The following is an 18,843-nucleotide window of genomic DNA, read 5'->3' on the forward strand; positions in this document are numbered from 1 at the left end:
TTGTCGTTCGGATCGCACGAAGCCGGGAAAACGCTGGGGCAAGTCGCCATGCACGGGCCTGCCGCATGTGCGTCAATTTCATCTGTCCACTTGGTATCAACTCAATACGGATGGAGACAAGATGATGAAGGCATGTTTCGCCTTGACCCTGATGGCTGCGGCCTGCGGCTCGGCGTGGGCCCAGGTCCCCGCGGAAGGGGTGCAGATGTACGGGGTGGTGGACGTGGGTGTGCACCGCATCACCGGCCTGAAGAACGGCACCAGCACCCAGCTGGCCAGCGGCATCATGGATGGCTCCCGGCTGGGCTTCCGCGGCGCCGAGGACCTGGGGGGACGCTACAAGGCCTTCTTCGTGCTGGAAAGCCGCCTCGAGGCCGACAACGGCACGCTGAGCAACCGGCCCGCCTCGGGCACGCAGCTGCCCGACCGCCTGAACACCGCCACGCTGATGGGCCTGCCCTCGGCCCTGCAGCCGGCGGTCACGGCCATCGCGACGCAGCTGGGCGGCACCGTCGGCGTCAACCTGAACTCGGGCTTCTTCGACCGCCAGGCCTTCGTCGGCCTGATCACGCCGGTCGGTGCGGTGCTGGCCGGGCGCCAGTACACGCCGGCCTACGAGATGGCGGCCACGCTCGACACCACCAACACCCAGTCCAGCCTGGCCGCCGGCCAGCTGGCCAGCCTGCCGGCGGGCTTCGACATCCGCGTCAGCAACGCGCTGGCCTACCGGATGGAGCTGGGCGGGCTGACGGCCTCGGCGATGTATGCCTTCGGCGAGACCGCCGGGGACAGCTCGGCCAACCGCCTGCTGGGTGCCAACGTGATGTACCGCACGCCGGACTACTCGGTCGGCGCGGCCTACAACACCCGCAACAACGAGAAGGGCGAGAAGTCGCTGACCTCGGCGGTGTTCGGCGGCACGCTGGCGCTCGGACCGGGCAAGGCCAGCCTGCTGCTGGCCTCGTTCAAGGACGATCACCCGACCGGCACCTCGACCATCGCCACGGCGCTGACCACGGTCAATCCGGCGCTCGCGGGTGTCGCCCCGCTGGTGCAGAACGCGTTCAACGAAGGCCTGAAGCAGGACTCCCGCCTGTACCACGTCGGCTATCGTTTCCTGTCGGGCGCCAGCACGATCTACGTGTCCTACAGCAAGGTCGATGACCGTCGCCCGGCCGATGCCGACGTCGCGTCCTACGGCGTGGCCTACACCTACGCGTTCTCCAAGCGCACGGACGTGAACTTCGTCGTCTCCCGCTACGACAACAGCAAGCTGTCGCAGGCGGCGCCGGGCGGGGCGGGTTACCTGGGCGGGGTCACCGCCTCGGCCGGCACCGACTCCAACAGCCTCGCGCTGGGCGTGCGCCACCGCTTCTGAGCGGCGGCGCGGGCCGGCGCCTCAGGCCTTGGCGCCGAGTTCGGCCGCACGCTGCCGCTGGGCTTCCAGCTCGGCGGCGCGTGGCTGGTCGTGGTGGTGCACCGGCCAGCCGGCGGTGTGCTGCTCGACCAGCGCCACCAGCGCCCGGATCCATGCCGGATGGTCGTTCAGGCACGGGATGTGGTCGTAGCGCTGGCCGCCGGCGGTCAGGAAGACCTGCCGGCCCTCGATCGCGATCTCCTCGAGCGTCTCCAGACAGTCCGACGAGAAGCCCGGGCAGAACACCTGCAGGTGCTTCACGCCCTTCTTCGCCAGCGCATGCAGCGTCGGCTCGGTGTAGGGCTCCAGCCACTTGGCCTTGCCGAAGCGGCTCTGGAAGCTCAGCGACAGCTGGTCCTTGCCCATGCCCAGGCGCTCGCCCAGCAGGCGGGCGGTCTTGTGGCACTGGCAGTGGTAGGGGTCGCCCAGCTGCAGCGTGCGCTCGGGCACGCCGTGGAAGCTCAGCAGCAGGTGCTCGCCGCGGCCCTCGCGGGACCAGTATTCCAGCACCCGCTGCGCCAGCGCCTCGATGTAGGCGGGCTCGTCATGGTGCTGCCGGACCCAGCGGATCTCCGGCAGGTGGCGCTGCACCAGCTGCCAGCGGTGCACGTCGTCCATCACGCTGGCGGTGGTCGTGCCCGAGTACTGCGGGTACATCGGCAGCACCAGGATGCGGTCGCAGCCGGCCTTCTTCAGCTCGTCGAGCTCGCTGGCGATCGACGGGCTGCCGTAGCGCATCGCATGGCGCACGGTCAGCACCAGGCCGCGCTCGCCCGCGTAGCCCTGCAGCAGGCTCGCCTGGCGGCGTGTCCAGACCGCCAGCGGCGAGCCTTCGGGCGTCCAGACGCTGGCGTACTTGGCGGCCGACTTGGCCGGCCGGGTGCGCAGGATGATGCCGTGCAGGATCGGCTTCCACACTGCCGGCGGGATCTCCACCACCCGCGGATCGGACAGGAACTGCGCCAGGTAGCGGCGCACCGCCGGGGCGGTGGGCGCGTCCGGCGTGCCCAGGTTGACGAGCAGCACGCCGACGCGGGTCGGGACGCCGTGGCGATGGGGAGGTTCGGTCTGGAAGCGCATGGGGTCTTTCTCGGCGGTCCTCATTCTCGCCGATGCGCCGGGCCCTGGTCGCACCAGACGGTTTTGTCCTGGACAGAACGAGTCCGGCCCGAGGTGCCGTGGGGCTGATGCGGGTCTGCGACACTTTGAGCATGCATGCGCCCCCGTCCCTCCACGCCCTCAGCTTCGACCTCGACGACACCCTCTGGCCGGTGGCTCCGGCCATCCTCCAGGCCGAACGGGTGCTGCAGCAGTGGCTCGAGCAGCATGCGCCCGTGACGGTGCAGCGCTTCCCGGTCGAGCGCATGCGGGCCCTGCGCGAGCAGGTGTCGCGCGACTGCCCCGACCTGGCCCACGATCTGACCGCGCTGCGCCTGGAGGCCAATCGCCGGGCGCTGCGGGCCAGCGGCGAGGACCCGGCACTCGCCGGTCCGGCCTTCGAGGTCTTCTTCGCCGAGCGCCAGCGGGTCACGTTCTACCCCGACGTCGAGCGGTCGCTCGACCGCCTGGCCGCCCGCTGGCCGCTGCTGGCGCTGAGCAACGGCAACGCCGAACTCGAGGCGACCGGGCTGTCGCGCTGGTTCGTCGGCTCCGTCAATGCCCGCAGCGTCGGCGTGCTCAAGCCCGACGCGCGCATCTTCGCGGCGGCCTGTGCCCACCTGCGGCTGTCTCCAGGGCAGGTGCTGCACGCGGGCGACGATCACCGCTGCGACGTGCGGGGCGCGCAGGCGGCGGGTCTGCACAGCGCCTGGATCGTGCGGCCCGACCAGGCGGCCCATGCCGCTGCCGCGCCGGACCCCGATCCGGTCGCCCCGCCGGTGACGGGCTGGCACGTGACCGTCGGCCACCTCGCCGAGCTCGCCGACCGGCTGGGCGCCTGAAGCCTGAAGCCGCCCGGCGGTCTCAGGCCGGTGTCGCCACCGGCAGCACCACGGTGCCCTGGTGGTAGACGGTCTGCCAGCCCGCCGTGCCCCGTCGCCACAGCGAGGCCCGGTGGCTCAGCCGCGTGCCCTGCCACAGCGAGTAGCTCAGCAGGAAGGTGTCCGTGGCGATCTGCTGGCAGCACACGTCGATGGGGACCCAGCGCTCGTCGTGCGGCCGCGACGCGCATTCCAGCAGGATCTCGACAAAACGCTCGCGCCCGTAGCGCAGGCCGGAGGCGGCCACCTCCCAGAACGCCGGGGCGATCAGCCCCTCCAGCGTCTGCCGCGGCGTGCCGTGTGCCGGCCGGTGCGCGGTCGGCTCCAGGGCGAGCAGTTCGTCCTCTATGGCCTGCAGGGCGGGATCGGTGCGGCGGGAGGCGGGCATGGTGGTGGTGTCGTGGCGTGGGAATCGCGCCGGATGTTGACACAAGGCGACCGGTTGCCGGCGCCGGCACGTTAAGGTCGGCCCGGTGCGCCCCGGAGACCCGATGCAACCAGACGAGACCCCCGGCTTCAACCTGCGGCTGTGGCAGCGTTTTGCCGTGACCGCGCTGCCGTACTGGCAGTCCGACGAGCGCTGGCGAGCGATGGGCCTGCTGGGACTGCTGGTCGTGCTGCTGCTGGGCCAGACCGCCTTCAACGTGCTGTTCAACCAGGAGACGGGCGAGTTCACCTCGGCCCTGGCGGCTCGGGATGCGCCCCGCTTCTGGGCCTCGATCTGGCGCTACACGGCCATCCTGGGCGCGGCCGTGCCGATCTACGCGCTCTACTACTACGTGCGCGACACGCTGGGCCTGCGCTGGCGGCGCTGGCTGACGACCCGGTTCCTGGCGCGCTACTTCAGCCAGCGGGCCTACTACCGGCTCAACACGCTGGCCGGCCTGGACAATCCGGACCAGCGCATCGCCGAGGACATCAACGCGTTCACCCAGCAGTCGCTGTACTTCTCGATGATCGTGCTGGGCTCGCTGATCGAGCTGATCGCGTTCTCCAGCGTGCTCTGGTCGATCTCGCAGGGGCTGGTCCACTTCCTGATCGCCTACGCGATCTTCAGCACCGTGGTGACCGCCGCGGCGTTCGGCCAGCGCCTGATCGGGCTGAACTTCTTCCAGCTGCAGCGGGAGGCGGATTTCCGCTTCGGTCTGGTGCGGGTGCGCGAGCATGCCGAGCCGATCGCCTTCCACAACGGCGAGGCGCGCGAGCTGTCGGCGCTGCAGCGCATCTTCGACGCGCTGTACGGCAACTACCGGCAGGTGCTGCGCTGGCAGTTCAGGCTCAACCTGTTCCAGTACGCCCACAGCTTCCTGACCATCGTGCTGCCCAGCGTGATCATCGCCAACGACGTGCTGTCGGGCGAGCTGGAGGTCGGCCGCTCGATCCAGGCCGCCGGCGCGTTTGCGGCGATCCTGCGCGCGCTGACGGTGATCGTCGACCACTTCGAGTCGCTGAGCCGTTTTGCCGCGGGGGTCGATCGCCTGCGGGCGTTCTCGCATGCGCTCGACGGCCCGGCGGCTCCACCGGTGGAGCCGGGGGACGCCAGCACGCAGCAGATCCGCACCGTGCCCGGCTTCGAGCTGGCGCTGGCGCAGCTGACGGTGTTCACGCCCGACCGGGAGCACCTGCTGGTGCGGGGGCTCTCGGTGGCGGTCCGCCCCGGCCGGGGCCTGGTGATCGTCGGTGCGAGCGGGGCGGGCAAGAGCTCGCTGCTGCGGGTCATGGCCGGGCTGTGGAACACCGGCTCGGGCGAGGTCACGCGGCCGGCCGGCCCGGAGATGCGTTTCCTGCCCCAGCATCCCTACCTGCCGCTGGGCGACCTGCGCTCGCTGCTGCTCTATCCGCAGGCGTCACGCGACATCGCCGACGAAGAAGTGCTGCAGTGGCTGGAGCGGGTCAACCTGGGCACGCTGGCCGAGCGTTTCGGCGGGCTGGGGGCGGTGCTGGACTGGGCCAAGGTGCTGTCGGTGGGCGAGCAGCAGCGGCTGGCGTTCGCCAGCGCGCTGCTGGCCCGCCCGCGCTACCTGCTGCTCGACGAGGCCACCAGCGCGCTGGACGCGGCCAACGAGGAGCGGCTCTACGGCCAGCTGGCCGGGCTGTCGATCACCCCGGTCAGCGTCAGCCACCATCCGGCCATCGTCAGGCACCACCACGAGGTGCTGGAGCTGTGCGGGGAAGGGCGCTGGGCGCTGCACCCGGCCAGCGGCTACGAGTGGAAGCACTGAAGGTCGGGGTGCGGGCGAGCGGGTCAGTCGGCGCTGCGGGGCCGCACCAGCGCGGCCGCCTGCCTGGCGTGGGCGCGGGCGGTCTCGAGCTCGGCATGGCGGGCCAGCGCCACGCCCATGCGGCGCTTGACGAAGCTCTCGGGCTTGCCGAACAGGCGCAGCTCGGTGCCCGGCACCTGCAGGGCCTGCTCGACGCCGTCGAAGACGACGCCCAGGGCCTCGACCCCGCCGTAGATCACCGCGCTGGCGCCGGGGGTGCGCAGGCTGGTGTCGACCGGCAGGCCGAGGATGGCCCGGGCGTGCAGCTCGAACTCGCTCTGCCACTGCGTGGTCATCGTCACCATGCCGGTGTCGTGCGGGCGCGGGCTGACCTCGCTGAACCAGACGTCCTCGCCCTTGACGAAGAGCTCGACGCCGAACAGCCCCAGACCCTCGAGGTCGTCGGTGATGGTGCGGGCGATCTGCTGGGCCAGCAGCAGGCCCTGCGGATGCATCGGGTGGGGCTGCCAGCTCTCGACGTAGTCGCCGTTGACCTGGATGTGGCCGATGGGTTCGCAGAAACGGGTCTCGACCTGGCCGTCGGCGCCGCGGGCCCGCACGGTCAGCAGCGTGATCTCGTAGTCGAAGTCGATGAAGCCTTCGACGATGACCCGGTTCTTGCTGACGCGGCTGCCTTCCATCGCGTATTCCCAGGCCGAGCCGATGTCGTCGGGACCGTCGATCCGGCTCTGGCCCTTGCCGGAGCTGCTCATCACCGGCTTGACGATGCAGGGGTAGCCGATGCCGGCGTTCGTGCCGTCGCCGGCAATGGCGGCGCGCAGCTCGGCCAGCGTGTCGCAGAAGCGGTAGGGGCTGGTCGGCAGGCCCAGCGTCTCGGCGGCCAGGCGGCGGATGCCTTCGCGGTCCATCGTCAGGCGCGCGGCCCGTGCGGTCGGGATGACCTGCACGACCCCTTCGGCCTCGAGCGCCTGCAGCACCGGGGTGGCGATGGCCTCGATCTCGGGCACGACCAGGTGCGGCTGCTCGGCGCGGATCAGCGCCTCGAGCGCGGCCGGGTCGGTCATCGCGATGGTGTGGGCGTGGTGGGCCACCTGCTGGCCGGGAGCGCCGTCGTAGCGGTCGACCGCGATGGTCTCGACGCCCAGGCGCTGCAGCGCGATCAGGACTTCCTTGCCCAGTTCACCGCTGCCCAGCAGCATGACCCGGGTGGCGTGGGGAGACAGGGGCGTGCCGATGGTCGTCATGAAGGGAAACGAAGGAGGAGGAGGAGAGGTCCGTGCCGCCGGTGGGGCGGCCGGTTCAGAAGGCCGGCTGAGGATCGGTGTCCTCGAACCGCATGATGTCGAAATGCACCGTGGGCGCGTTCTGCACGTTGGGATTGACCCCCAGGCAGATCACGCCCCGGCCGTGCAGCGTGCAGGCGCCGCGGCGCAGCGTCACCACCTCCGACTGGCGCGCGAAGCGCACGAAGGTGCCGTTGGAGCTCATGTCGACGAGCTGGAAGTTGCCGCTGTGCCACTCGACCCGGGCGTGCTGGCGCGACACCCGGCTGTCGTCGATGCAGTAGGTCGCCTCGTTGCTGCGGCCGAAGATCACCGGCAGGTTGCGGTGCGAGTGGATCTTCGTGCCCACCGAACACGACAGGCGGATGCCTTCGGGCACCAGGGCCGGCGCGGTCTCGCCGAACATCGTCGACATCGCGTCGGTGCGGCGTGGCTCGAAGCGCCACACCTCGACCGGCTCGACCCGCCCGCGCAGGTGCAGCCGCTCCAGGCGGCGGAAGCGGTCGTGGTGTTCGACGGGCAGGGCGGCCCGGGTCTGCGAAGTCACCAGCGTCTCGTTGTCGCCGGCATGGTCGAGCAGGCGGGCCGAGACGTTGACCGCATCGCCGAAGCAGTCGCCGGCCACCTCGATCATCTCGCCATGGGCCATCGCGATCTGCACCCGCAGCACCGGCTGGGGCGTGATGCCGCCCGCGTTGAGCACCCGCTCGAGCGATTCGTGGACTTCCTCGGCGGCGATCAGGGCCCCCATGGGCAGGTCGAACACCGCCATCAGGCCGTCGCCCAGCGTCTTGACGATGCGTCCGCCCTGGCTCTCGAAGATGCGCCCGACCACCGCGACGCTGTGGGTCACGACCGAAGCTGCCTCGGCGTTGCCGAGACTTTCATAAAGGGAAGTGCTGCCGCGCAGATCTGCAAAAACGACGGTTCTGGTGACGGCCTGAGACATCTTCACAGTTTAACTTGCGACAGCGTGAAGCAGTGCGCACGGACGGGGCCTCGCCAAACAAAAGGGCCCTGCATGCAGGGCCCTCGTTCGTGGGGTGGGCGGCGTGGCCGCCAGCGCGCGGGCGTGCCGCGCTCAGAGGTTGTCGAGGTAGGTGCGCAGCTTGTCCGAGCGGCTCGGGTGCTTGAGCTTGCGGATGGCCTTGGCCTCGATCTGGCGGATGCGCTCGCGCGTCACGTCGAACTGCTTGCCCACTTCTTCCAGCGTGTGGTCGGTGGACATCTCGATGCCGAAGCGCATGCGCAGCACCTTGGCCTCGCGCGGCGTCAGGCTGTCGAGGATGTCGCGCACCACGTCGCGCAGACCCGACTGCATCGCGGCCTCGATCGGCGCGGTGTTGTTGGTGTCCTCGATGAAGTCGCCCAGATGCGAGTCGTCGTCGTCCCCGATCGGCGTTTCCATGGAGATCGGCTCTTTCGCGATCTTCATGATCTTGCGGATCTTGTCCTCGGGCATCTCCATCTTCTCGGCCAGCGAAGGCGCGTCCGGCTCGAAGCCGAATTCCTGCAGGTGCTGGCGCGAGATGCGGTTCATCTTGTTGATCGTCTCGATCATGTGAACCGGGATGCGGATGGTGCGGGCCTGGTCGGCGATCGAGCGCGTGATCGCCTGACGGATCCACCACGTGGCGTAGGTCGAGAACTTGTAGCCGCGACGGTATTCGAACTTGTCGACCGCCTTCATCAGGCCGATGTTGCCTTCCTGGATCAGGTCGAGGAACTGCAGGCCACGGTTGGTGTACTTCTTGGCGATGGAGATCACGAGGCGCAGGTTGGCCTCGATCATCTCGCGCTTGGCTTCGCGCGAGCTGGCCTCGCCCTCGTTCATGCGCTTGTTGATGAGCTTGAGGTCCTCGATCGGCACGACCGCGCGGGTCTGCAGGTCGGTCAGCTTCTGCTGCAGTTCCTGGATGGCCGGCAGGTTGCGGCTCATCACGGCGCTGTAGTTCTTGCCCGCGGCGATCTCGGTCTCCGCCCAGGCCTGGTTGAGCATGTTGGGCGGGAAGGACTTGATGAAGTACTCCTGCGACATGCCGCAGCGGTCCACCACGATCTTGCGCAGTTCACGCTCGTAGCGGCGCACGTCGTCGACCTGCGAGCGCAGCATGTCGCACAGCTTCTCGATGGTCTTGACGGTGAAGCGGATGGTCATCAGCTGCGAGCTGATCGAGGCCTGCGCGGTCGCGTAACCCGCCGACTTGTAGCCGTCCTTCTCGTAGGCGGCCTTCATCTTCTCGAAGCTCTGGCGCAGCGTGTCGAACTTGCCCAGCGCGACGTTCTTGAGCTCCTCGAGCTTCTTGGTCAGTGCGCGCGAGCCGCCGCTGTCGTCTTCCTCGTCGTCGAATTCGTCGAAGTCTTCCTCGGCGACGTAGTCGTCGGCCTCGTTGTCGGAGACAAAACCGTCGACGATGGCGGAGATCTGGTCCTCGCCCGAGCGGATGCGCTCGGCCATCGTCAGGATCTCGGCGATGGTGGCGGGGGAGGCGGAGATCGCCAGCATCATGGCCTGCAGGCCACCTTCGATGCGCTTGGCGATCTCGATCTCGCCTTCACGCGTGAGCAGCTCGACCGTGCCCATCTCGCGCATGTACATGCGCACCGGGTCGGTCGTGCGGCCGAATTCGGAGTCCACCGTCGACAGCGCGGCTTCGGCGGCTTCTTCGGCTTCCTCTTCGGTCGAGGTGGTCGTGCCACCGCCGGCGATCAGCAGCGTGGCCGCGTCGGGCGCCTGCTCGTAGACCGCGATGCCCATGTCGTTGAGCATCGAGATGATGGCTTCCAGGATCTCGTTCTCGACCAGCTTCTCGGGCAGGTGGTCGTTGATCTCCTGGTGCGTGAGGAAGCCGCGCGTCTTGCCCATCTTGATGAGGGTCTTCAGCTCCGAGCGGCGCTTGTTGACTTCCTCTTCGGTCAGGGTGGTCTCGTCCAGGCCGAACTCGCGCATCAGCGCGCGCTCCTTGGCGCGGCTGACCTTCATGCGCAGCGGCTTGGCCTTGGGCTTGTCCTCGCCCACTTCCTCGACGGTGGTCTCGACTTCGGCCTCGACCTCGACTTCCAGCTCGGCCTCGATGTCCGAGAAGTCTTCATCGCCTTCCAGCGACGGCTTGCTGTCGGCCTTCTTCGTCTCGACCGCGGCAGCGGCGACCTTGGGCTTGCGACCCCGCTTGGCGCCACCTTCCTCGGTGGATTTGGCAGCAGTGGTCTTGCCGGCGGCACGGGTGCTCCTGACAACACGCACGGTCTTGGCCGGTGCAGCGTCGCTGGAGGCGACTTCGGGGGCGTCGCTGTCGTGCTCGGGGGCGGTCTTCTTCGCGGTCATGCGCTTCCTCGGCTGGATGCTCGTATACGGTGGGGCTCGGGACCAGAATCGCAAGAGTCGATGGACCAGTGCGTCCGCCTCCGGGGCGCTGCCCGGGTGATCGGGTCGGTGCCGCGGAGGTCTCTCGTCGTCTGGCGGGCAAGCTGCGTGAACGTCTGCTTGGACAGTGCTGGCGGGGAAGTTGGCCTGATTTTTGACCCGTGTCGCGGGTGGCCGGGGCCGGCATGCACTGCTGTCACTCTTGCCGTCGTCGAAAACGCAAGATTATCGCCTACTTTTTACACGCTGTACCGAACGGGGCTCAGGCGTCGGCATTCTCCGGGTCCTTCTTCAGCCGGGCACGCAGCTGCATCAGGTGGTTGCGCCGCTCCACCGCCTCGTCGGAGAGGTCGCCCGACTCCAGCAGCAGGCCGATCTCGTCTTCCACCGATTGCAGCCGCAGCCGGTGCAGCACCGCCTGCAGCTCGCCGCTGGCCAGCGTCGTGTCGATCAGCTCGTGCAGGCCCTGCAGGCGGCGCAGCAGCAGGCTCAGGCCCGAGGCCTCGTCGGCCTCGGCCAGCTGCTGCAGGTCGCGCGTCACGGTGTCGGCCGGCAGCGGGCCCTGGTCGTTGACCAGTCGGTCCAGCGCGGCGAAGAACGGCCCGTACGGCGCGGGCTGCTCGACCAGCAGGTCGTGCAGCGCGGCCGACAGCTGCAGCCACAGCCCGATGTCGTGCACCAGCAGCCAGGCCGCACGGTCGAGCAGCGTGGTGGTGCGCGGTGGTGGCAGGCGGGGCTCGAACGGGGCGTTGCGGTCCTTCCAGGGGCGCTTGCCCCCGTCGGGGCCGCCCTTGCGGTTCCAGGGGCGATCGCCGGAGCGGCCACCACCTCCCTGGTAGGGCTCGCGGTTCGGGCGTGAAGGGGCCGCCGCGGCGCCGGACGACCAGCCGCCGTGCCCGCCTTCGGCCTCGAGCGGGGGCAGGACATGGTCGGGGGGCGGACCGGAGGACAGGCCGTCGGGCTGGTCCCAGTCGGCCCAGGGCGCGTCGGGTCCGGCCGGACCGGTGGCTGCGGGGGCGGGGGCCGTGCGCCGTGGTGACGGCTCCGCACCGCGCGGGCCGGCCCGCGCGGCCTGGCGGGAGGCGCTCTCCTGCCAGTGGTGGGCCAGCACCTCGGGCGACAGGCCGCCGTCCCGGGCCAGCTCGACCAGCAGCTGTTCACGCAGCAGGCCCGACGGCAGCTGCTCGAGCAGCGGACGGGCCTGGGCCAGCATGCGCGCGCGACCTTCGGGGGTCGCCAGGTCGCAGCCTTCCCGCGCCGCGTGGATCAGCTGGGTCGACAGCGGCACCGCCTCGGCGATGCAGCGCTCGAAGGCCTCGGTGCCGTGCGCCCGGATGAAGGAGTCGGGGTCGTGCTCGGCGGGCAGGAACAGGAAGCGGAAGCTGCGCGTGTCGCTGGCATGGGGCAGCACCGCCTCCATCGCCCGCCCGGCCGCCCGCCGGCCGGCGGCGTCGCCGTCGAAGCTGAAGACGATGTGCTCGCTGAAGCGCAGCAGCTTGGCCACATGCTCGCCGCTGCAGGCCGTGCCCAGCGTGGCCACGGCGTTGGGCACGCCCAGCTGGGCCAGCGCGACCACGTCCATGTAGCCTTCGGTGACCAGCACATGGCCGCGTTCCCGGATCGAGGTGCGGGCCTCGAACAGGCCGTAGAGCTCGCGGCCCTTGACGAACAGCGGCGTCTCCGGCGAGTTCAGGTACTTGGGCTCGCCCGCGTCGATGATGCGTCCGCCGAAGCCGATCACCTCGCCCTTGGGGTTGCGGATCGGGAACATGATGCGGTCACGGAAGCGGTCGTAGCGCCGCTCCTCCTCGCCCGGCTCGTGCCTGTGGATCACCAGCCCGGCCTCGACCAGCTGCGGATCGTCGTATTTCGGGTAGCAGCTCGCCAGCGTGTGCCGGCCGGCCGGGGCGTAACCCAGGCCGAAGCGGGCGGCGATGTCGCCGGTCAGCCCGCGTGCCTTCAGGTAGTCGACGGCCCGCGGGCTGGCCTTGAGCTGGCCGCGGTAGTGGGCCGCGGCGCGCGCCATCACCTCGGTCAGGCTGACCTGGCGCTCGCGGGCCTGGGCGGCCCGGGCCCGCTCCTCGGGGCTGACGTCGTCCTCCGGGACCGTCACGCCCATCTCCTGGGCGAGCTCGCGCACGGCCTCGACGAAACCCAGGCCGGTGTGCTCCATCAGGAAACCCACGGCATTGCCGTGGGCGCCGCAGCCGAAGCAGTGGTAGGTCTGCCGCGACGGGCTGACCACGAAGCTCGGGCTCTTCTCGCCGTGGAAGGGGCACAGGCCCTTGTAGTTGATGCCCGCCTTCTTCAGCGGTACGGCGCGGCCCACCACGTCGACGATGTCGGCGCGGGCGAGCAGGTCCTGGATAAAGCCTTGAGGGATCACCGCCCGAGTCTAACGAAGCGGCCGGCCGCCGCGCCCTCAGTCGCCGACGACGACCCCTTCGCGGCGTGCGTCGGCCCCGCCGATCCAGCCGCCGTCGTGGTGGCGCGTCAGGCTGTGCAGGCCGCTGGGCAGGTCGACCTCACGCACCTCGTGGCCCCGCTCGCGCAGCGCCTGCACCGTGGCACGCGGCCACTGGCCCCGTTCGAGCAGCGTCGGGCCGTTGAGCGAGCCCGCGTGCGGCAGCTCGATGGCCTGCTGCGGCGACAGGCCCCAGGCGAGCTGGCCCAGCAGCGTGCGGGCGACGTAGTGGATGATCACCGCCCCGCCGGGTGAGCCGAGGCTGGCGACCAGCGGGCCGCGGCGGCCGTCGGGCCGGCGCTCGTAGACCAGCGTCGGGGCCATGCTCGAGCGGGGCCGCTTGCCGGGCTCGATCCGGTTGGCGACCGGGCGGCCGTCGACCTCGGGCACGAAGCTGAAGTCGGTCAGCTCGTTGTTGAGCAGGAAGCCGCCGGCCAGGCCCTGGCCCGAGTTCACCAGCCGGCGCGAGCCGAACTGGGCCTCGATGGTGGTGGTCATGGCCACGGCCATGCCGTGCCGGTCGACCACCGAGAGGTGCGAGGTGGCCGGCACCTCCGGGCTGCGGTCGTCGGCCAGCGCCAGGGGCGCCGGCGCGGGCTGGCCCGGCAGCGCCCGGCCCATGCTGCGCGGGCCGATCAGGCGGGCGCGCTGGCGCAGGTAGTCGGGGCGCCAGAGGGTGGTCCAGTCGCCGCCGGGCGCGCGGGCAAAGGCGGGGTCGGCGATGTAGCGGTCGCGGTCGGCGAACGCCAGGCGCGCGGCTTCGCCATAGGCGTGCAGCGACTCGACCCCGGGCAGGCCGTCCTCGAGGTCGGCCGGCGACGGGGGCCGGACCTGTTCCAGCAGCCCGAGGATCTGTCCGATGGTCAGCATGCCCGACGACGGCGGGGGCATGCCGCACAGGCGCCAGCGGCGCCAGTCCAGGCACAGCGCCTCGCGCCGGACGGGCCGGTAGCCGAGCAGGTCGGCGGCCTCGAGCCGCCCGGCCCGGTCCGCCGGCTGCTGCACCGCCGCGACGATGGCCCGGCCGATCCGGCCCTGGTGCAGGGCCTGCGCGCCGTCCCGGGCCACGGCTTCCAGCACGGCCGCGTAGTCGGGGTTGTGCAGCGGCTCACCGGCCTGCAGCGGCCGGCCGTCGGGGTGGAAGAACAGCGCGCGGGCCCCGGCATCGGCCCGCAGCCGGGCATCACCGGCGATCTGCGCGGCCAGCCGGGCACCGACCGGGAAACCGGCCCGGGCCTGCCGGATCGCCGGCTCGAACAGCCGTGCCCACGGCAGGCGACCGTGCTCGCGGTGGGCCGCCTCCAGCATGGCCAGCACCCCCGGCGTGCCGACGGCCCGGCCGCTGGCCACGGCCTGGTCGAAGCCGATCGGCTCGCCCTCCGGGCCGAGGAACTGGCGCGCATCGGCCGCGGCGGGGGCGGTTTCCCGTCCGTCCCAGGCGACCGGAGGGGCGTGCGGGTCACGGGGGTCGTGCACCAGCAGGAAGCCGCCGCCGCCGATGCCGCTGGACTGCGGCTCGACCAGCCCGAGCATCGCCTGCACCGCCACGGCGGCATCGACCGCCGAGCCGCCGTCCCGCAGCATCCGCAGGCCGGCCTCGGCCGCCAGCGGATGGGCGGCGGCCACCGCCTGGTTCCGGAAGCGCCGTTCGGCCGCCGGCTGCCGGCCGCTGCCCAGGCGCTGGTCCGTGGCAATCTCGGGCTGGCGCGGGTCGCTGCCCGGTGGGTCGGCTGACGTTGGTGCTGGTGCGTGCGTCCGTGCGGGCGTGGCGACCGGAGGGGATGCCGTGCAGGCCGCCAGGCCCAGCAGCAGGGCCAGCGCGAGCGGTCGGTACCGACCCGGGAACGGCGTGTCGTGGGGCATGGCGCAGGGGGGATCGGGCCGCGACGGCCACAAAAAAGCCGCCCGGATGGGGCGGCTGGTCACCTCGGCTGGGGTGGCGGGCTCAGGCCAGCGCGGTCAGGGCGCGGCCCGTGATCTCGTCGACCGTGCCCAGGCCCAGGATCTTGCGGTAGGCCGGTGCGCCGGCGTCGCCGGTGGCGGCCCACGACGAGTAGTAGTCGACCAGCGGCCGGGTCTGGCTCTGGTAGACCTCCAGGCGCTTGCGCACGGTCTCTTCCTTGTCGTCGTCGCGCTGGATCAGGTCCTCGCCCGTCAGGTCGTCCTTGCCGGCCACCTTGGGCGGGTTGAAGACGACGTGGTAGGTGCGGCCCGAGGCCACGTGCACGCGGCGCCCGCTCATGCGCTCGATGATCGAGCTGTCGGGCACGTCGATCTCCAGCACGTAGTCCAGCTTGACACCGGCGGCCTTCATCGCATCGGCCTGCGGGATGGTGCGCGGGAAACCGTCGAACAGGAAACCGTCGGCGCAGTCGGGCTGGGCGATGCGTTCCTTGACCAAGCCGATGATGATGTCGTCACCGACCAGACCGCCGGCGTCCATCACCTTCTTGGCCTCGATGCCCAGCGGCGTGCCTGCCTTGACCGCCGCACGCAGCATGTCGCCGGTCGAAATCTGCGGGATGCCGAACTTCTGGCAGATGAAGGCAGCCTGCGTGCCTTTCCCGGCGCCCGGGGCGCCCAACAGGATCAGTCTCATGGATCTCCTCGGTCTTAAAAAATGGTTCGCTGACAAGCGTGGGGCAGGCTGCGATTTCTCGGACGAGAATACCATGCGCCTCCTGTGCCGAAACTGACGTCCGGCCGAGGGACTCGTCACTGGAACGCAGCTTGCCAGTCCGGTGCCGTGCCCCCCAGCTGGGGTAGGCACGGGCTTGTCAGGTGGGGGTCCGGTAGTGCAGGCGCACGCGCTCGAGGTCCTCGGGCGTGTCCACGCCCGGGCCCGGCCGGCTGGCTGAGACGTGCACGGCGATGCGCTCGCCATGCCACAGCACCCGCAGCTGCTCGAGCGATTCGGTGCGCTCGAGCGCGCAGGCCTCGAGTGTCGGGAAGCGGCGCAGGAAACCGGCCGTGTAGCCGTAGATGCCGATGTGGCGCAGCGGCGCCGGCTCGGGCAGCGCGCCGGCCGCACCGGCGGGCGTGCCGAGGGCGGCCATGCCGTCGCGCCACCAGGCGATCGGCGCCCGCGAGAAGTACAGCGCCCGCCCGGCCGCATCGGTGACGACCTTGACCACGTTCGGATTCAGGAACTCGTCGAGCGTGTCGATCGCATGGGCGGCGGTGCTCATCACGCAGTCCGGGCGCTGGCCCAGCAGCCGCGCGCAGGCGTCGATCAGGCCCGGATCGATCAGCGGCTCGTCGCCCTGCACGTTGACCACCCGGTCCCGGCCGTCCAGGCCGAGCTGCAGGCAGGCCTCGGCGAGCCGGTCGCTGCCGGTGGGGTGGTCGCCGCGCGTGAGCACGCAGTCCACGCCGTGCGTGCCGCAGGCCTGCGCGATCTCGGTGCTGTCGGTGGCCACGACGATGCGCGCGGCCTCGCTGAGGCGGCAGCGCTCGGCCACCCGCACGACCATCGGCTTGCCCGCCAGGTCGGCCAGCGGCTTGCGCGGCAGGCGGGTGGACGCCAGCCGGGCCGGGATCAGCACGGTGTAGCGGTCGGGGTGGCCGGAAGTGCTCATGGCCGGGACCGGTCGCCGTCGTCCGACAGCAGGGCCGGCAGCGTCGGTTCGGGGTTCGGGTCGAAGGTGCGCGCCTCGTGCTCCAGCATGATGGGGATGCCGTCGCGGATCGGGAAGGCGAGGTGGTCGGCCGCGCAGCACAGTTCGTCGCGCAGCGTGTCGCGGGTCAGCGGGCCCTTGCAGACCGGGCAGACCAGGAGTTGCATCAATCGTGTGTCCATGGCGGAATCCTACCTCGCCCGCGAGCGTGCGCCGTCCTTGGACCCGAGGGCGTGCGCGACCTCGTCGAGCAGGGCCTCGGGCAGCTCGAAGCCCAGCGGCGCGACCCACACCCGCATCGCCGGGCGTTCGTGGGCGAGGCGCTGCGGGTCGAGCTTGATCGCGTCCTTCTCGGTCAGCACCAGGTCGGCGGTGTCGGCCGGCCAGGGCAGGGTGGCGAGGTCCTGGTGGTCGGCCAGCGGCCACTCGGTCAGGCGCTCCAGGCCCAGCGTGCGCAGCGCGTCGAAGAACCGGGCCGGCTGGCCGATGCCGGCGCTGGCCAGCATCGGCCGCGGCCGCAGGTCGGGCAGGGTGGCCGGGTCGGGCGGGCGGCCGTGCCACCAGTCGGCCAGCGCGACCAGGCCCGTCAGCCGGCGTCGGGCGAGGTGGCCGGGCAGCGCCAGGCTGGCCTGCGGCGCGTTGTAGACCTGCCACTGCCGGCGGGCGGTCGAGGGGGTGTGCACGGCCTCGCGCAGCGGGCCGGCCGGCAGCAGGTGGCCGTTGCCCGCACCACGCTCGTCGAACACGACGACCTCGAGGTCACGCCGCAGCCTCAGGTGCTGCAGGCCGTCGTCGCAGAGCAGCACGTCGACCTCCGGGTGGCGCGCCAGCAGCGCATGGCCCGCGGCGACCCGGTCACGACCGACCCACACCGGCACGCCGGTGCGGCGCTGCATCAGCAGCGGCTCGTCGCCGACGTCGGTGGCGCTGCTGACCGCGGTGACCTCGGTCGGCACCGCATGCCGGCCGCCGAAGCCGCGCGAGAGGATGCCGGGGCTGCGGCCGCGCTGCTGCAGGCCCTGGACCAGCGCGATCGTCGTGGGGGTCTTGCCGGCGCCGCCGGCGACCCGGTTGCCCACCACCAGCACCGGCACCGGCAGGGCGTGCGCCTTCAGCAGGCCGCGCCGGTAGAGCTGCCGGCGCAGGGCGGATGCGCCCCGGTACAGCAGCGACAGCGGCCACAGCAGCGTCCACCACAGCAGGCCGGGCTGTCGCCAGTGCGCCTCGATGCGCAGCGCCCAGGGCAGGCGCGCCGGTGTCGCCGGGCCGCCTCGAGGCGGGGTCGGGCTCAATGCCGGTTGCCGCCGCGCCCCTGCTGCGTGGCGAAGGTCAGCTGGTGCAGGCCGACGCGGCGTGCGGCGTCCATCGCGTTGATCACGCTCTGGTGCGCGGCCATCGCGTCGGCGGAGATGATCAGCGGGAGGGCGGTGTCGCCACCGGTCGCCTCGCGCAGCACGGTCACCAGCGGGTCGATGCCGCTGCCCTGGACCAGCGTGCCGTTGACGCTGTAGCGCCCGTCGGCGGCCACGGCCAGCACGATCTCCCGGGTCTGCGTCTTCGCGACCTCGGCATCGGCCACCGGCAGGTTCACCTTCAGCTCGGTGTAGCGTGAGTAGGTGGTCGACAGCATCAGGAAGATCAGCACCACCAGCAGCACGTCGATGAAGGGGATCAGGTTGATCTCCGGCTCGTCGACCGGGGCACGACGGAATTTCATGGCCATGGCCGTGCCTTCCTCAGCCGCGCCGCCCGCCGCTCAGCTGGGGCAGCAGCTGGTCGGTGGCCTGTTCGAGCGTCAGCACCAGCTCGTTGACCCGGCTCTTGAAGTGGCGATGGAACATCAGCGCCGGGATGGCGATGATCAGGCCGAAGGCGGTGTTGTAGAGCGCGATGGAGATGCCGTGCGCGAGCAGTTCGGGGTTGGAGCCGCCGCCGCCGGTCGGGGCCTGGGCGCCGAAGATCTCGATCATGCCGATCACCGTGCCCAGCAGGCCCAGCAGCGGCGCGGCGGTGGCGATGCTGCCCAGCGTGCTCAGGTAGCGCTCGAGCTGGTGCACGACGACACGGCCCGAGGCCTCGAAGGCGGTGCGCACCTGCGCCTCGGGCACCGCCTTGCCGGCGCTGGCCGCACGGATGCCCGCCGACAGCACCGCGCCCAGCGGTGAGCTGGCTTCGAGCTTCTGCACCACGTCGGCGCTGGGCAGGCCGCTGCGGGTCAGGGTCAGGACCTCGTCGAGCAGCTGCGGGGGTGCGACCCGGGACGCGCGCAGGCTCGTCAGGCGTTCGATGATGATGGCCAGTGCCACCACGGAGCACAGGATCAACGGGTAAATGGGCCAACCTGCCGCTTGTATGATCGAAAACAACGTGATTCCCCAGGAATTTGCCGATTGCCTGATGCCGCGGGGCAGCCCGTGCCCCGCCCGTCAGGCCGCCGGATTATGACGGCTGGCGGAGGCCCCGGAGGCGCCGGGGTCGACGGTCGGTATCCCTTTGT

Annotated in this window: 16 protein-coding genes; 3 read left to right on the forward strand and 13 right to left on the reverse strand. The window is 71.0% G+C overall.

Going from position 1 to position 18,843, the window contains the following annotated elements; translation table 11 throughout:
• The first annotated feature begins 121 nt into the window (after window positions 1-121).
• Window positions 122-1,378 carry a porin gene (locus tag C7444_RS12865; protein WP_245909545.1) on the forward strand — a complete coding sequence of 419 codons (1,257 nt, stop codon included), beginning with the start codon at window positions 122-124 and terminating at the stop codon, window positions 1,376-1,378.
• 21 nt (window positions 1,379-1,399) lie between these two features.
• Here the strand turns inward: C7444_RS12865 and hemH are convergent, their stop codons facing one another.
• Entirely contained in the window at window positions 1,400-2,497 is a 1,098-nt protein-coding gene (hemH, locus tag C7444_RS12870) for a ferrochelatase (protein WP_110401254.1), read from the reverse strand.
• A gap of 131 nt (window positions 2,498-2,628) precedes the next feature.
• On the opposite strand from hemH, the gene C7444_RS12875 reads away from it, so the two are divergent.
• Window positions 2,629-3,357 (forward strand): HAD family hydrolase, encoded by a 729-nt coding sequence (locus C7444_RS12875; RefSeq protein WP_110401255.1) that lies wholly within the window; start codon window positions 2,629-2,631, stop codon window positions 3,355-3,357.
• Window positions 3,358-3,379: 22 nt separating this feature from the next.
• On the opposite strand, the gene C7444_RS12880 is transcribed toward C7444_RS12875, so the two are convergent.
• Window positions 3,380-3,784, reverse strand: a complete 405-nt coding sequence (locus C7444_RS12880) for a nuclear transport factor 2 family protein (RefSeq protein ID WP_110401256.1) — start codon at window positions 3,782-3,784, stop codon at window positions 3,380-3,382.
• Between the two features lie 103 nt (window positions 3,785-3,887).
• On the opposite strand from C7444_RS12880, the gene C7444_RS12885 reads away from it, so the two are divergent.
• Window positions 3,888-5,618: an ABC transporter ATP-binding protein/permease gene (locus C7444_RS12885; RefSeq protein WP_110401257.1), complete on the forward strand. Its 1,731-nt coding sequence runs from the start codon at window positions 3,888-3,890 to the stop codon at window positions 5,616-5,618.
• A gap of 23 nt (window positions 5,619-5,641) precedes the next feature.
• Here C7444_RS12885 and purT read toward each other — a convergent pair whose 3' ends face one another.
• The 11 genes from purT to C7444_RS12940 all read right to left on the reverse strand — a co-directional run bounded on the left by purT (window position 5,642) and on the right by C7444_RS12940 (window position 18,712).
• On the reverse strand, window positions 5,642-6,862 hold the full coding sequence (gene purT / locus C7444_RS12890; protein WP_110401258.1) for a formate-dependent phosphoribosylglycinamide formyltransferase: 1,221 nt from the start codon (window positions 6,860-6,862) through the stop codon (window positions 5,642-5,644).
• Between the two features lie 55 nt (window positions 6,863-6,917).
• The gene (locus tag C7444_RS12895; RefSeq protein ID WP_110401297.1) at window positions 6,918-7,850 is read right to left on the reverse strand and encodes an adenylate/guanylate cyclase domain-containing protein; all 933 of its coding nucleotides are present in this window, start codon (window positions 7,848-7,850) and stop codon (window positions 6,918-6,920) included.
• Window positions 7,851-7,982: 132 nt separating this feature from the next.
• Window positions 7,983-10,226: an RNA polymerase sigma factor RpoD gene (rpoD, locus tag C7444_RS12900; RefSeq protein ID WP_110401259.1), complete on the reverse strand. Its 2,244-nt coding sequence runs from the start codon at window positions 10,224-10,226 to the stop codon at window positions 7,983-7,985.
• Between the two features lie 301 nt (window positions 10,227-10,527).
• The gene (gene dnaG, locus C7444_RS20650) at window positions 10,528-12,651 is read right to left on the reverse strand and encodes a DNA primase (protein ID WP_110401260.1); all 2,124 of its coding nucleotides are present in this window, start codon (window positions 12,649-12,651) and stop codon (window positions 10,528-10,530) included.
• Window positions 12,652-12,687: 36 nt separating this feature from the next.
• Window positions 12,688-14,592, reverse strand: coding sequence for a gamma-glutamyltransferase family protein (locus C7444_RS12910; protein ID WP_110401261.1), 1,905 nt, complete (start codon window positions 14,590-14,592; stop codon window positions 12,688-12,690).
• 82 nt (window positions 14,593-14,674) lie between these two features.
• On the reverse strand, window positions 14,675-15,328 hold the full coding sequence (gene adk / locus C7444_RS12915; RefSeq protein WP_110401262.1) for an adenylate kinase: 654 nt from the start codon (window positions 15,326-15,328) through the stop codon (window positions 14,675-14,677).
• Between the two features lie 178 nt (window positions 15,329-15,506).
• Window positions 15,507-16,307: a 3-deoxy-manno-octulosonate cytidylyltransferase gene (kdsB, locus tag C7444_RS12920; RefSeq protein ID WP_110401263.1), complete on the reverse strand. Its 801-nt coding sequence runs from the start codon at window positions 16,305-16,307 to the stop codon at window positions 15,507-15,509.
• On the reverse strand, window positions 16,304-16,528 hold the full coding sequence (locus C7444_RS12925; protein ID WP_110401264.1) for a Trm112 family protein: 225 nt from the start codon (window positions 16,526-16,528) through the stop codon (window positions 16,304-16,306). Before C7444_RS12925 ends, kdsB begins: the two co-directional genes overlap by 4 nt.
• A gap of 9 nt (window positions 16,529-16,537) precedes the next feature.
• The gene (gene lpxK / locus C7444_RS12930; RefSeq protein WP_110401265.1) at window positions 16,538-17,638 is read right to left on the reverse strand and encodes a tetraacyldisaccharide 4'-kinase; all 1,101 of its coding nucleotides are present in this window, start codon (window positions 17,636-17,638) and stop codon (window positions 16,538-16,540) included.
• Window positions 17,635-18,063, reverse strand: coding sequence for an ExbD/TolR family protein (locus C7444_RS12935; RefSeq protein WP_110401298.1), 429 nt, complete (start codon window positions 18,061-18,063; stop codon window positions 17,635-17,637). The genes lpxK and C7444_RS12935 overlap by 4 nt, the downstream gene beginning before the upstream one ends.
• A gap of 19 nt (window positions 18,064-18,082) precedes the next feature.
• The gene (locus C7444_RS12940; RefSeq protein ID WP_110401266.1) at window positions 18,083-18,712 is read right to left on the reverse strand and encodes a MotA/TolQ/ExbB proton channel family protein; all 630 of its coding nucleotides are present in this window, start codon (window positions 18,710-18,712) and stop codon (window positions 18,083-18,085) included.
• Window positions 18,713-18,843 lie beyond the last annotated feature (131 nt).

Origin of the sequence: Sphaerotilus hippei, assembly GCF_003201595.1 — a bacterium.
GTDB classification, from domain to species: Bacteria; Pseudomonadota; Gammaproteobacteria; order Burkholderiales; family Burkholderiaceae_C; genus Sphaerotilus; species Sphaerotilus hippei.

Excerpts from the sequence above, each read along its gene's own strand:
- C7444_RS12875 (WP_110401255.1), top strand. The coding sequence starts at position 2,629 with ATGCATGCGCCCCCGTCCCTCCACGCCCTCAGCTTCGACCTCGACGAC.
- kdsB (WP_110401263.1), bottom strand. The coding sequence starts at position 16,307 with ATGAGCACTTCCGGCCACCCCGACCGCTACACCGTGCTGATCCCGGCC.
- adk (WP_110401262.1), bottom strand. The coding sequence starts at position 15,328 with ATGAGACTGATCCTGTTGGGCGCCCCGGGCGCCGGGAAAGGCACGCAG.
- C7444_RS12885 (WP_110401257.1), top strand. The coding sequence starts at position 3,888 with ATGCAACCAGACGAGACCCCCGGCTTCAACCTGCGGCTGTGGCAGCGT.
- purT (WP_110401258.1), bottom strand. The coding sequence starts at position 6,862 with ATGACGACCATCGGCACGCCCCTGTCTCCCCACGCCACCCGGGTCATG.
- rpoD (WP_110401259.1), bottom strand. The coding sequence starts at position 10,226 with ATGACCGCGAAGAAGACCGCCCCCGAGCACGACAGCGACGCCCCCGAA.
- C7444_RS12865 (WP_245909545.1), top strand. The coding sequence starts at position 122 with ATGATGAAGGCATGTTTCGCCTTGACCCTGATGGCTGCGGCCTGCGGC.
- C7444_RS12895 (WP_110401297.1), bottom strand. The coding sequence starts at position 7,850 with ATGTCTCAGGCCGTCACCAGAACCGTCGTTTTTGCAGATCTGCGCGGC.
- C7444_RS12925 (WP_110401264.1), bottom strand. The coding sequence starts at position 16,528 with ATGGACACACGATTGATGCAACTCCTGGTCTGCCCGGTCTGCAAGGGC.
- C7444_RS12935 (WP_110401298.1), bottom strand. The coding sequence starts at position 18,063 with ATGAAATTCCGTCGTGCCCCGGTCGACGAGCCGGAGATCAACCTGATC.
- hemH (WP_110401254.1), bottom strand. The coding sequence starts at position 2,497 with ATGCGCTTCCAGACCGAACCTCCCCATCGCCACGGCGTCCCGACCCGC.
- C7444_RS12880 (WP_110401256.1), bottom strand. The coding sequence starts at position 3,784 with ATGCCCGCCTCCCGCCGCACCGATCCCGCCCTGCAGGCCATAGAGGAC.
- C7444_RS12910 (WP_110401261.1), bottom strand. The coding sequence starts at position 14,592 with ATGCCCCACGACACGCCGTTCCCGGGTCGGTACCGACCGCTCGCGCTG.